The sequence below is a fragment of the Nevskia soli genome, from assembly GCF_903970205.1.
GTDB lineage: Bacteria > Acidobacteriota > Terriglobia > Bryobacterales > Bryobacteraceae > Bog-113.
The window spans coordinates 18,115-31,131 of the sequence record NZ_CAJCHS010000083.1; the positions used below are offsets into that span (position 1 = coordinate 18,115).

The following is a 13,017-nucleotide window of genomic DNA, read 5'->3' on the forward strand; positions in this document are numbered from 1 at the left end:
GACCTACTGAAGGAGTTGTTCGAGGCTGGCGGCGTCTAAGATGCGGAGGGTGAGTGCTTCCAGGTCTTCGGGCGTTTGACGGTTGAGCCGCTCCTCCGCCCATTGCGGAATCGCGCCGAACCGCTTCTCGAGTAAGCGCCTCAGAACGGTCAGTTCGCCTTCCGCAAGACCGCGCTTGTATCCCGGTCCGAGGACTGCATTGTTTAGAATCAGTTCGCGAAGATCATCCATTCGTTGAATCCCTTCTTGCACGGCTTTGTCCAGCTTCCGTAAGCCGGCTAAAATCGACAACTGCTCAATCGCTTGCTCCCGCTTTGTCTCGTCGAGCGTTGCGATCTTTCGGAGAATCTGGTCGATCGCGCTTCGCTGGTCCCGCAAACGAGTCACGATCGCTAGTACATTATCGCCCACGTGGTCGCTCGCCAGAAGCGCTTCGCCATCGAGATCGCGCAGATCGATCACCTCGAAGCTATAGTTAAAGCGGGGACCTTCGAGGCTGGTTTCCATGCGAAGATCCGGCTCTCCCGCATAGAGCACGATCTGCCGGGCAAACGTACGGTAGATGCGGAAGATCGCCAGCGCGTATTCCGCCATTCGCCGCGGCATTTCCGCATCGTTGCTGGTTTGCAATTCCAGATGCAAGAGGCTGCCGTCATGGGTTTCTCCCAGCAAGTCCAGCCGGGGGTTCGCGACTTTCGGCAATTCAATGTCGAGCCACGTTTCAATCGACAGTCCTGTCGCGGTATAGACGGCGCGTCCGGCGGTGTTCCGCAACAGCGTCTTCAGCGTCACATCGTAGGTCTGCGCCATCGGGCCTCTCTATTGTGTGCCTTGGGCCGTGACAAAATCGGACGAGACAATGAAAACGGTCCATCTGATCTTCTTCGATGCGGGGGGCGGACATCGCAGCGCAGCTAACGCATTGAAGCAGGTGGCGGCGGAGCAGCAGCGTCCCTGGAACATCGAGCTGCTGAATCTTCAGGAGCTGCTGGACCCGCTGGATTTCTTCCGCAAATTCACCGGCGTGCGCCTGCAGGACATCTACAACAACTCACTAAAACGCGGCTGGACCCGCGGATCGCGCCAGATTATCCTCACGATGCACGGCATCTTCCGCCTGTATCACCGGCAGCAAGTCAAGCTGCTGGAGGAATTCTGGCGAGCGCATCCGACCGACCTTGTGGTTTCCGTGATCCCGCACTTCAACCGCGCTCTGTACCAGGGGCTCCAACGGGCCGAGCCGGGCGTTCCTCTGGTAACGATTCTGACGGATCTGGCCGACTTTCCCCCGCACTTCTGGATCGAGCGCCAACCTCAATATTTCGTCTGCGGGACGGACAAGGCAGTGAATCAGGCCCGGCGCATGGGGCATCCCGACGAACGCATCTTCAGGGCTTCCGGAATGATCCTCAATCCCAAGTTCTACAGCTATCAAAAGGTGGATCGCCGGGCGGAGCGGGCGCGGCTCGGTCTCGATCCCGATCTCCCGACCGCCCTGGTTCTGTTCGGGGGGCATGGCTCCGCGGACATGCTCGATATCGCGCTGCGCCTGGAAGAATCGCGCGAGCGCGTCCAGTTGATTATGTTGTGCGGGCACAATCGCAAGCTCGCGGAGCGTTTGCGGCTGGTGAGCGCCCGGGTCCCGATGCACATCGAAGGGTTCACGCGCGAAGTCCCTTACTTCATGCAGCTGGCCGACTTTTTCGTCGGAAAGCCGGGTCCGGGAAGCGTTAGCGAAGCCGTCGCGATGGGCCTGCCGATCGTTGTCGAGCGGAACTCGGCAACCATGCCGCAGGAGCGCTACAACGCGACGTGGATCGATCAGAACCACATCGGTATTGTGCTGTCGAACTTTCGCGAGATTGCGTCCGCCGTCCGCGAAATGCTGGATCCAACAAACTTCGCGCGATTCCGGAGCCAGGTCAGCAGCCACCAGAACCGCGCGGTTTTCGAAATCCCGGATTTCCTCGAACGGGTCCTTGAGGGCGCCGGCGAGGTTAAATACGCGCGGCCGGCGAGACTGACGTCGTTGTTTTAATCAGCGATTCGAGTTGATCTTCGGGCATGCTCAGGCTGACGTTAACGGCCGTTCCGTCGGTGCTAACCACAAGGCTCTTCAGCATCGTGCTGATCGCCTCGGGTATGTTGGCGCCATTCCCCTGTGCGGAGATCATCTGAACCGCGAACTTGGTCAGATCGCCGATCGAACTCGCATCCTGCGCGCTGGCCGCGATGGCCTGGACACTCAATTGGATGCTCGCGCCGAATTTGACTCCGCCGCTGGTCTGCGTGATGCTCGAAAGCACGGCGGATGGACCGTTCGGCCCCGCCATACCGGGAATGAACGAAGAGAGGGCGCCTGTCGACACGGTCCAGGCATCCAGCGTGGTGCTTAGCTGATTGATGCGCGCCATGATCGCGGGGCTAATGGAGTTCGATCCGTTCCGCCGGTCGAGCGCCGCCTTCACGCTGGACACGTTTCCGGCGACCGCCGTGGACGCGTCCACAAAGGCCAACGCCTCGGCCTTATTGATGGTGAGTAGCGTGGCGCCCGAATAGGTGGAGACTACCACTTGAGCGTCATTGGCCGCGACACCGAGAATCTGAGGAACGTTGAAAGTCCCTTTGGCGAGAACCACTCCCGCCCATGAACGTATGTCAATCCCGGGCGTTCCCTGCGGCGTGCCCGTTTCCGCGGTAGCGCTCACCGCGGGAGCCGAAGGCATCGCCGTAGCAATCAGGACTTCCGTCAGATCCCGCCGTGGATCGAATCCCGTCTCGGCGATGAACTTATTCAGCGAATCGCTTTCCGGCATCTGGGTCAGCAGAAATTGAATGAACGGCGAAGTCTTCAATTGCTCGACGTTGATCCCCGCGTAGGTGGAGGCGCCCGGGGGCGCCATATTCAGTAACTGCGGATCGGCGGCAAAGGCGGATAAGGAACCGAAGGCCAGCAGCGCCGAAAGCAAAGTGGTTTGTCTCATGAAGTACTCCTTCCGTCATGGTTACGAACAAACAGCCCGACGGGTTCCATATTTATTACTTGCGTTTATTTCTTGCGGACTAATTCCCGCACCGGCACTTGCTCCACAATACGAATCCCGAACCCTTCCAGAGCCACAATCTTTCGCGGATGGTTGGTTAGTAGACGCACGGAGCGCAACCCGAGATCCGACAATATCTGCGCGCCGATCCCATTTTCGTGCTGTAACTGCACATGCGAAGACTGCTGGCCGCCGGTTCCGGCCTCATGCCGCAATCCCGGCCCGTTCTGATGCAGGTACACCAGCACGCCGCGCCCCGCGTCCGCAATCTGCTGCATCGATCCGCGGATCGTCCCCTGGCAATCGCACGCGGTCGACCCGAACACATCGCCATAGACGCAGTGCGAGTGCATCCGGACCAGCACCGGAATCTCGCTGTCCGAAATGTCTCCCCGGACCAGCGCGACGTGTTTCTCGGGTTCGATGTCGCTCGAATACCAGATGGCGCGAAAAGGTCCGAACTCCGTCTGAATCGTGCTTTCCGAGCAGCGATGAATGTAGCGCTCGTGCTGCATGCGGTAGCGGATGAGGTCGGCCACCGACGTCATCACCAGGCCGTGCTTCTTGCAGAACTCGAGCAGCTGCGGGACGCGCGCCATGGTGCCGTCGTCGTTCATGACCTCGCAGATCACGCCGCCCGGCGTCAGACCGGCAAGCCGGGCGAGATCGACGGCAGCTTCGGTTTGGCCCGCGCGAACCAGCACGCCGCCTTCACGCGCCCGCAGCGGAAACACGTGGCCGGGCCGCGCCAGGTCCGACGCGCGCGTGCTCGGGTCGATCGCGACCTGGATGGTCCGCGCGCGGTCCGCCGACGAGATTCCGGTGGTGACACCTTCTTTCGCGTCGATCGATTCGGTAAACGCGGTGCCGAACGTCGACGTGTTGTGGGAAGACATCAGCGGCAGCCGGAGGTAATCGCAGCGGGCGGCGGTGAGTGCGAGACAGATCAGGCCGCGGCCCTGCGTCGCCATAAAGGTGATGGCGTCGGGCGTGACGAACTCCGCGGCGATGGTGAGATCGCCTTCGTTTTCGCGATCCTCATCGTCGACGACGACGATCATGCGGCCTTCCCGAATGGCCGCTACTGCTTCGGGGATGGGGACAAAGGCCATGCGAGTGGAGAAGCTTTCGCTTTGTTTTCAGTGTACTGCCATTGGGGGCGCGAGTGCGGTTCCCTTGGGTTTGGGATAACTCGGAGCACTCTGCCAGCGATGTAATCGCGGGTTTACGATCGGTCGCAGATGATAATCATCTCCTGAACCCGCCTTGACCTCCCATAGTGAAATCACTATATTCGTAATTGCGGAACGCGAGTGACCCGACCCTGAAACCAGTAATTTGGGTTGGTTCGAGCCTAAGAGACGTTCGAGTGTTTCCCGACGCTGTCCGGGACAAGATCGGTTATGCGCTGTATGTGGCGCAGCGTGGAGGCAAGCACCGCGACACGAAAGCGCTGAGCGGCTTCGGCGGCGCAGGCGTGCTTGAAGTGATATCGGACGATCGTGGTGACACATTTCGAACGGTATACACAGTGCGATTTGAGGAGGCGGTCTACGTCCTGCACGCGTATCAGAAGAAATCGAAGCGCGGCCGTTCGATCCCGCGCCTCGATCTTGAACGGATCGAACAACGGTTGCGTGAAGCCGAACGGATATCCCGAGACAAAACCGGAGGAAAATGATGCGCAAAAGGAAATCTGGCCCTGAAGTCCGAAACGTGTTCCAGGATCTAGACGTGCCGGATGCCGCTGAACACCTGGTTAGAGCGCAGTTGGTTTTCAAAATCGACGGCATTCTGAAGAAGCGAAAGCTAAAACAGGCTGAGGCCGGCAAACTACTGGGAATTCCGCAGCCTGATATCTCGAAAATGCTGCGCGGCGAATTCAGGCAGTTTTCGGTAGAGAGGCTACTACGATTTCTGGTAGCGCTGAACCAAGATGTCGACATCGTCGTGCGACCCCACAGCGGCGACCGGGACTCGCCAACGCTTCAAGTGTTCTAAGAGACTCCTCACTTGCGGCTCGGGTCACCGATGGCACTAAGTTCACCATAGGTGACGTAAATGGCGACGGAAATCTTGACGTGATCGTCACTACTTACACGGGCCTGGGCTGCTCGGAGACAGCGCCTTGCCTTCTAGAAGTGGCCTTCGGAAACGGCGACGGAACCTTCGCCACGCCGATAGTGTCGTCCCTTCCGGGGGCGTTCGGTATAGGTGCAGCCGACCTTAACGGCGACGGGTTCGCCGACCTTTTGATCACGACCAGTAGCGCAACATCCGTAATGCTGGGGCGCGGCGACGGAACGTTCACTGCCGGCCAGAGTTTCGCTCTTGGCTGCGCTACTTTTGCGGCCACGCGGAGCGCTGATCTGAACGGGGATGGTCTGCCCGACCTCGTGGTCGGCTGCTACGAGAGCAGCGGAAAAGAAATACCCTACGTAGCCACCTTCCTGAGTAAGGGCGACGGCACCCTCCATGGCGGATCGTTGCTCGACGTCCCAGGGATTGTAGAAGATATCGAGCTTGGTGATATCAACGGGGACGGCAAAGTCGACGTTGTCGCGGCGGGAGGAGAGGGTGACGCGTACATCTTTTTAGGAAAGGGCGACGGAAAGTTGTTCAATCCCTACAGCTACGAGAGCGACGGAAACACCGTCGGGGTCAGCTTAGCCGACTTAAGCGGGTCGGGTGCCGCGGATCTGATTCTCGTCAATGCCGCCGCATACGATTGGTCAATCTTATTGAACAACGGCAACGGTAAATTCACCGACGGCGTCACTATTTCGCCCAGCCTGAATGCCCAGTGGGCAGTTGAGGCTGATGTTAATAAAGATGGCCTCCCCGACCTGGTTGTCGCAGGTTATGGGGAGATCCAAATTCTGTATGGAACCGGCGAGGCGAAATCGCCTTTCTCCCAAGGTCCCGTCATTTCGGCATTCGACGCAGACTTCGTGTACATCGTCTGCGGAGATCTGAATGGCGATGGGATCGACGACCTGATCTACCTTTATCAGGACCAACAGCAGAACTTCTCTTTTTTCGCTGCCGTTTACCTCGGCACCAGTGGGGGAGGGTTCGCGTACTCTGCGACTTACTCAGCCGGGCCTCCATACCGGAGCACCGGGCCTGGTCTAATCGCCGATTTGAACCATGACGGAAACCCGGACCTGGTCACCACCAGCGGAGTCATGCTGGGAAACGGTGACGGTGCCCTCGGCGCATTCACTCCGTTCCCTACGACGATTCCTTCGAATATAGGTGGCGGCTACAATTTCCCCCCTGCGGTGGGCGACTTCAACGGTGACGGAAATCTGGATGTCGCGACGTTCCAAAACAATCAGGGCTACTTCGACTCCTACATTGCCATTCTCTTAGGGAATGGGGACGGCACATTCCAGGCACCGACAGTGACGAAATACCTCGGGAACTCGATCTCTGCGGGCGACTTCAACCACGACGGCAATCTGGACCTCGCGATCGGGGAGTCCGCTGCCGGCTTCCAACTTCTTCTCGGGAACGGAAAGGGCGCATTCCGGCAAAGCACTAAGATCGACGTAAGCCCGGCGCTAATTGGCATCGCCAGCACGATCGGTGATTTCAACGGCGATGGAAACCTCGACGTTGCGTTTGTCAACGAGGACGCTTTTACTGTTTACGTCGTGCTCGGGGACGGCAAGGGAACGTTCTACAATGCCGCCAACCCGATCGTACTCGGGACTGGCCCCTACCCGCTCCAGATTCTGGCGGGCCCGTTTCACGCCGGCGGATCCGACGCAACCGAGGACTTGCTGACGGTGAACGGCACGCTAACACTCCTGCCGAATATCACGTCCCATTGACGCGGTAGGGCGAACGCGACACTTATCTGCATTCCCGCGTAACGATGTCCGCTGCCCCGCGTCTGTGACAAAATAAGGCAGCCAATGACGTTGTTTGAGCCATTTTCGCGGCTGACGCTCACGTCAGTCATCGACATTCTGGCGGTTGCCTTCATCATCTACCAGTTCCTCGCCATCGTCCGCGGCACGCGCGCCGCGCATGTGCTGGCGGGCATCGTCACCGTCATCGCGGTTTACATCGTTTCCGGTTGGGCCGGCCTCGAAACGCTGCGCTCCCTGTTGGCCTATCTGATTCCGTACTCCGTGATCGCCGCCGTGGTTTTGTTTCAGAGCGAAATCCGCCGCACCCTCGCGCGCATCGGCCGCAAGAACTGGTTCGCGCGCGGTTTCCGGCGGCCGGAATCGACCGATGAAGTGCTACTCGCGCTCTCGCTCCTTTCCGAGCAAAGGGCCGGCGCGCTCATCGTGCTTGAGAAAGACACCGGACTGCGCACGTTCATCGAAAGCGGCGTGCGCCTGGATGCCGAGATCTCCCGCGATCTGCTGCTCTCCATCTTCTATCCCGGCGGAGCGCTGCACGACGGGGCGGTCATTATCCAGAAGGAAAAGATCAGCGCCGCCGCGTGCTTTCTTCCGTTGAGCACCAATCCGGCGATTTCTTCGAAGTTCGGAACACGGCATCGCGCCGCCATCGGGATCACCGAAGAAACCGACTGCATGTCGCTGATCGTGAGCGAGGAGAGCGGGGCCATTTCGGTTGCGGTGTTGGGCGAACTCGAATATAACCTGACCGTGGAGCAAGTGGATGAGCGTATTCACAAGCACTTTGGGTCGGGCCGGTACAGCGCGTCAGCCGGCGGCGCGCTCGCTCCCTCTCCGCAAGAAGGCGCCCGCGAAGCGAACCAGGATGTCAAGGCGGCCCGCACATGAGGAAGCAAATCGGTTTCGGCCAGCGGATCTGGACGAGGTGGATTCTCGCGAACTGGCCCTGGAAGCTGCTGTCGCTGGCAGCCGCGGCGGTGCTGTGGGTCGCCGTCGCCAGCGAACCCGAGATGGCCACCGTTCTGCGCGTCCCCGTGCAGTTCAAAAACACGCCCTCGACGCTGGAGATCAGTTCGGACATTCAGAGCACGGTGCGCCTGGAACTGCGCGGGGCGAGCGGGCGTCTGCGCCAGTGGAGCGCTGCTCCCACGCCGGTCGTTCTGGATTTTTCGAAGGTCACCACTCCGGGCGAGCGCACGTTCAATATCGACGCGAGTGAAATTCATCTTCCGCGCGGGGTTCAGTTGATGACGTCGGTTCCGGCGGAGCTACGGTTCGTCTTTGAGAATCGCGAGCAGCGCGCCGTTCCCGTGCAGATTGAATATGCGGGAACGCCGCCGAACAACGCGCGGGTTGTCAAGGTCGACGTCGATCCGCCCAACCTGGCGATCACCGGCCCCACCAGCCGCGTGAATCTGGTCCAGTCGGTCACCACCGACCCCATTGACCTCTCCAACGCGCGCAATGGACAGGTTTTCACGACCGCGCCGTTCATTAAAGAACCCTTCGTGCGCTTCGTTCATTTTGAGAACGTCCGGGTTAAGGTCATACTCGGTAGTTGACAATGGCACGCCAGTTATTCGGCACGGACGGGGTCCGCGGTGTTGCGGGCGAACCGCCGCTCGATCGCGCAACGGTTTCGGCGCTGGGCAGCGCGCTCGGCAAAGATCTGCAGGCGCACGGCCGCGCGGAGCCTGTGGTGTTGATAGGGATGGACACGCGCGAATCGGGTCTATGGATCGCCGAAGCCGTCGCGGGCGGCCTTCGGGAACAGGGCGTGGCCGCGCGTTTCGCCGGAGTGATTACCACTCCCGGCGTTGCCTACCTGACGCGCACGGGCGGTTTTGCGGCGGGCGTGATGATTTCCGCCTCGCACAATCCGTATCAGGACAATGGCATCAAAGTCTTCGCAGCAACCGGTTATAAACTCCCGGACGAAGAAGAACTGGAGATCGAGCAGGAGATCTTCCGCGTTCTGCCCATGCATCCGGTTGCCCCGCAGCCGTTGCGGGCCGATCCGGAACTTGCACCGAAGTACGCCGACTTCCTGTTGTCCACGTTGCCGGTGCCGCTCGATGGATTGCATCTGGTGATTGACTGCGGTAACGGCGCGGCGTCGGAGCTTGCACCGGAGATCTTCAGGCGCGCCGGTGCCCGGGTCACGGCTATTCATAACCAGCCGAACGGCCGCAATATCAACCTGGATTGCGGTGCCTTGCATGTCGAGTCTCTGGCCCACGCCGTCGAGCGCGAACAAGCCGATGCCGGGATCGCGTTCGACGGAGATGCCGATCGCGCCATCCTGATTTCGCGAGCCGGCCGCGTGATCAACGGCGACGCGGTGCTGCTCATCATGGCGCGTGCCATGCAGCGCGACGGCGGGATGAGCGGCAATACCGTCGTCTCGACCGTGATGTCGAACCTGGGGCTGGAAGTCGCGCTGGGGCGCAACGGGCTTTCCATGGTGCGCACTCCCGTGGGCGATAAATACGTCCTCGAAGAGATGCTGCGGATCGGGGCAAGTCTTGGCGGCGAACAGTCCGGCCACGTGATCTTCCGCGCGTTCGCAACCACCGGCGACGGGATGTTGACCGCACTCCATGTGCTCGGTGCGGCACGGAAACAGCACAAGACGATCGACGAACTGGTGAGCGATCTTGAAATCTATCCGCAGAAGCTGGTGAATGTGCGCGTGCGGCTACGTCGCAATCTGGACGAAATGCCGGCGGTTCAGGACGCGGTTCGCGCGGCGGAGAAGGCCATGAACGGCGATGGACGCATTGTCGTGCGATTCTCCGGCACGGAGCCGCTGGCTCGCGTGATGGTCGAAGGACGCGATGCGGAACTGGTCGAGCATTTCTCGCACAGCATCGCGGACGTGATCGAAAAAGAGCTGGCCTAATCGCGACGTTTTCACCACCCTGGATGCCGCTGCGGCTCTTCTACTCCGATCTCTACACCATCCCTCTGCCGCCCGGCCATAAGTTCCCGATGCCGAAGTACCGGGCGCTTCGGGAGGCGTTGAGCGGCGATCCGCGCTTTGAGTTTCAGCCGTCGCCTCTCGCGTCTGCGGACGAGATCGAACTGGCCCACGATCCTTCTTATGTCAGGCGTTTTCTGGAAGGACAACTAACTGTGGCCGAGATACGGCGCATCGGATTTCCGTGGTCGGAAGCTTTGGTGCAGCGTACCTTGGCATCTGCCGGAGGGACGCTCGCCGCGACGCGCCGGGCATGGGAGTTCGGCTGCAGCGGGGCTCTGGCCGGCGGAACGCATCACGCGTTCTATGCCGAGGGATCGGGCTTCTGCGTGTTCAACGATATCGCGATCGGCATTCTGGCGCTGCGCGAAGCCGGCAAGATTCAGCGCGCGGCGGTGGTCGACTTGGATGTCCACCAAGGTGATGGAACCGCGGCGATTTTCAACGACGATCCTGACGTCTTCACGTTCTCGATGCACGGCGAGCGGAACTTTCCGCTGCGTAAGCAAAGATCCCGCCGCGATGTTCCGCTCGCCGACGGCGTGGGCGACGATGAGTATCTGCGCATTCTGGAGCGGGAGCTGCCGGCGGTCTTCGCGTTCGAACCCGAGGCGATCTTCTATCAGGCGGGTGTCGATGTGCTGCGGACTGACCGGCTGGGCCGTTTAGCGTTGACTCACGCGGGTGTGAGGGCACGCGACGCGATGGTGCTGCAGGCCTGCTTCGATCGAAGGATTCCGGTTGTGATTACGATTGGCGGCGGGTATTCCGATCCGATTGAACCGACAGTCGAAGGGCACGCGTCGACGTTTCGAACCGCGGCGGCAATCTTGTCAAATCATCCTTGAACGCACCTGGCCACGATCAACGTCACATCATCATACTGTTCAACGGAACTAAAAGCCTCGATCTCACGAACAATCGCCCGGCTTAGTGCCTCGCCCGATTCTCCGGCGCGCCGTCGCACTGCCGCAATCAACCGATCCTCTCCGAACTCCTCTCCCGCATCGTTGATCGCTTCAGTAACTCCGTCGGTATAAAGCACGAGAGTATCTCCCGGCTGTAAGTGGCATTCGCCGATCTCGCCATCCCACTCACTAAAGAGTCCGAGCACGGTACCCGTCGCATCTAACCGCTCGATCTCATTACCGCCCCGGAAAAGAAGTCCGCAAAGATGCCCGCAGTTGACGAAGCGTAAGCACTGCGTCCGGTCGTCGTATTCCGCAAAGAACAGCGTTGCATAAGCGCTGTTGGCCGTATTTTCATAGAAGAGCCGGTTGACTAACTGCAGCAGACGGCGCGGCTGACTCCACGCGACCGCGCACTGGCCGCGCAGGTTAGCCTGCAAGTTAGCCATAAGTAGCGCGCCCGCAATCCCTTTTCCGGCGATGTCTCCGATAACTAATCCAATACGATCCTCACCTAGATTTAGGAAATCGTAGTAATCTCCGCCCACCTGGCGCGCTTGTTTGCAGATACCGGAGTAATCGAGGGTCCTACACGCGGGCCGGCTTTGCGGGAACAGTCTCGCCTGCACCTGCTTCGCGATTTCCATTTCCTGGGCCGCGCGGCGTTCCGCTTCAAGTCTCGCCGCCGCCGCGCGCCGCTGTTCTTCGATCTCGCGGGTGACCGCATCGAAACTAACCAGCGCAAACTCGTTTCCGTCGTCATCCGCGAAGACGGTGAAGGTCCCGCCCCAATCGCTTTCGCGCGGCGCATGCTGGAAGGGGACACCGCGCTCCGACCAGAGACGCCATGTCGCCGCAACGTCCTCCGTAACAAACATGATTCCGGTGGTACGCCCGATCCGTCCGTACTCTTCAGAAGTCGCTTCCGGGGCGACCACCACCAGCACAGTGAACCCGTCGGGCGGCGAGAATCCGACCCACCGCGAGCCGCTTTCAAGCCGGACATCGAAAGCCAGAGTGAATTCGAGTTTGTCTACGTAGAATCGAGTGCTCCGATCCTGATCGCGAACGTAAATTGTGACCGATTGGATACGAAGATGCGGCTGCGTGGAATCGTTCGCGTCAGGCTGATTTGCCATATCAAGGTAATGCTAACCCGATCCCCACGCGGTAACCCCGCACAAAAATTTCTGCGGCTCTTGCAAAAAGATATATCTTGAGCTATATCTTAAATATGTTTGAACACATTTTTAGAACGCACGATGATTGCGGCAGACGCGGTGAACGCGGCTTTGCCAGGCGCGGGGAGTTCGGCGGCGAGGGCCGCGGCGAATTTGGGCACGGTTTCGGACGGCACGGCCGTCATCGGGGCGGCTTTGGATCTCGCGAACGGTTGTTCGACGCCGGGGACATCAAGCTCGTTGTCCTGAAGTTACTCTCCGAACAGCCGAGCTATGGATATCAGCTCATCAAGACGATGGAGGAACGCCTCGCGGGCGGTTACTCTCCGAGCGCGGGCGTCATTTATCCCACTTTGACGATGCTGGAAGAAGAGGGATTGACGACCGCTTCCCTTGAGAACAGCAAGAAGGTATACTCCGTGACACCCGACGGTGTGGAATATCTTCAGGCGAACGGAGCGCGGATCGAGGAGCTATTCGCGCGTTTGGAGGAGGCCGGCAAGGGTTTCGAGCGTGTCCGGTCGCCGGAATTGATGAAGGCTTTTCATAACCTGCAGAGTGCGATCCGGGCGCGTATGTCCCGCGGGGACGTGAAGTCCGAGAAAGTGGGTAAGATCGCCGACGCGATCAACGCGGCAGCGAAAGCGATCGATGCGATGTAGCGTGTCGAAAGCTCGAAAAGACCGCTCAGCAGACTCATTGCGTTACGTTCAGCCCCACTCCGAGCCCGACCGAAAGGGAGGGTATCCGGGTGGAACGGAGTATGTTGGCGGTCATTTTCGAGCGAGCCGCGACCCCTTTGGGGGTCGGTTTTGCTCCACATGTAACTCGCCGGTAACTCGCCGGGATTAACCGGCAGGGAAGACAAAATCGGGTGCGCGAAAGTTAGTGACCCATCGCGTCAGGAATAAGGCAGCCCGGGCGATATCGACGGATCGAACGCGCGTGTCGCTTTGTAGACTCAGGGCTCTCTACAGCCCTACTTAGGAAGCTTATTCAACAAACCTTCCCACGCGAAACCGA

13 protein-coding genes are annotated in these 13,017 nt (G+C 59.8%); 9 read left to right on the plus strand and 4 right to left on the minus strand.

What is annotated here, in order from left to right; all coding sequences use genetic code 11:
• Positions 1-3: 3 nt before the first annotated feature.
• Positions 4-810 (minus strand): DUF4351 domain-containing protein, encoded by an 807-nt coding sequence (locus H1Y01_RS04150; RefSeq protein ID WP_180539010.1) that lies wholly within the window; start codon positions 808-810, stop codon positions 4-6.
• A gap of 49 nt (positions 811-859) precedes the next feature.
• Between H1Y01_RS04150 and H1Y01_RS04155 the strand changes: the two genes are divergently transcribed.
• Positions 860-2,038, plus strand: coding sequence for a glycosyltransferase (locus H1Y01_RS04155; protein ID WP_180539011.1), 1,179 nt, complete (start codon positions 860-862; stop codon positions 2,036-2,038).
• Here the strand turns inward: H1Y01_RS04155 and H1Y01_RS04160 are convergent.
• Both H1Y01_RS04160 and ribB read right to left on the minus strand, forming a co-directional pair.
• Complete coding sequence (locus H1Y01_RS04160) at positions 1,998-2,984, minus strand: hypothetical protein (protein ID WP_180539012.1); 987 nt, start codon at positions 2,982-2,984, stop codon at positions 1,998-2,000. The genes H1Y01_RS04155 and H1Y01_RS04160 overlap by 41 nt on opposite strands.
• Before the next feature lie 65 nt (positions 2,985-3,049).
• Positions 3,050-4,156 carry a 3,4-dihydroxy-2-butanone-4-phosphate synthase gene (gene ribB, locus H1Y01_RS04165; RefSeq protein ID WP_180539013.1) on the minus strand — a complete coding sequence of 369 codons (1,107 nt, stop codon included), beginning with the start codon at positions 4,154-4,156 and terminating at the stop codon, positions 3,050-3,052.
• A 257-nt stretch (positions 4,157-4,413) separates the two neighbouring features.
• Here ribB and H1Y01_RS04170 point away from each other — a divergent pair, with 257 nt between their 5' ends.
• From H1Y01_RS04170 to H1Y01_RS04200, 7 genes are all read left to right on the plus strand, one after another.
• Positions 4,414-4,725: a type II toxin-antitoxin system RelE/ParE family toxin gene (locus H1Y01_RS04170; protein ID WP_257644411.1), complete on the plus strand. Its 312-nt coding sequence runs from the start codon at positions 4,414-4,416 to the stop codon at positions 4,723-4,725.
• Between the two features lie 35 nt (positions 4,726-4,760).
• Positions 4,761-5,045, plus strand: a complete 285-nt coding sequence (locus tag H1Y01_RS04175; RefSeq protein WP_219341252.1) for a helix-turn-helix domain-containing protein — start codon at positions 4,761-4,763, stop codon at positions 5,043-5,045.
• A gap of 47 nt (positions 5,046-5,092) precedes the next feature.
• Positions 5,093-6,883, plus strand: a complete 1,791-nt coding sequence (locus H1Y01_RS04180) for an FG-GAP repeat domain-containing protein (protein ID WP_257644413.1) — start codon at positions 5,093-5,095, stop codon at positions 6,881-6,883.
• Between the two features lie 84 nt (positions 6,884-6,967).
• Entirely contained in the window at positions 6,968-7,813 is an 846-nt protein-coding gene (cdaA, locus tag H1Y01_RS04185) for a diadenylate cyclase CdaA (protein ID WP_180539016.1), read from the plus strand.
• A complete protein-coding gene (locus H1Y01_RS04190; RefSeq protein ID WP_180539017.1) occupies positions 7,810-8,487 on the plus strand; it encodes a CdaR family protein in 678 nt (225 codons plus the stop codon). The genes cdaA and H1Y01_RS04190 overlap by 4 nt, the downstream gene beginning before the upstream one ends.
• A 2-nt stretch (positions 8,488-8,489) precedes the next feature.
• The gene (glmM, locus tag H1Y01_RS04195) at positions 8,490-9,827 is read left to right on the plus strand and encodes a phosphoglucosamine mutase (RefSeq protein ID WP_180539018.1); all 1,338 of its coding nucleotides are present in this window, start codon (positions 8,490-8,492) and stop codon (positions 9,825-9,827) included.
• A 23-nt stretch (positions 9,828-9,850) separates the two neighbouring features.
• Entirely contained in the window at positions 9,851-10,753 is a 903-nt protein-coding gene (locus H1Y01_RS04200) for a histone deacetylase family protein (RefSeq protein WP_219341253.1), read from the plus strand.
• Here the strand turns inward: H1Y01_RS04200 and H1Y01_RS04205 are convergent.
• On the minus strand, positions 10,744-11,952 hold the full coding sequence (locus H1Y01_RS04205) for a PP2C family protein-serine/threonine phosphatase (RefSeq protein WP_180539019.1): 1,209 nt from the start codon (positions 11,950-11,952) through the stop codon (positions 10,744-10,746). The two genes, H1Y01_RS04200 and H1Y01_RS04205, sit on opposite strands and share 10 nt — an antisense overlap.
• 77 nt (positions 11,953-12,029) lie before the next feature.
• Between H1Y01_RS04205 and H1Y01_RS04210 the strand changes: the two genes are divergently transcribed.
• On the plus strand, positions 12,030-12,656 hold the full coding sequence (locus H1Y01_RS04210; protein ID WP_219341254.1) for a PadR family transcriptional regulator: 627 nt from the start codon (positions 12,030-12,032) through the stop codon (positions 12,654-12,656).
• The last annotated feature ends 361 nt before the right edge of the window (positions 12,657-13,017 follow it).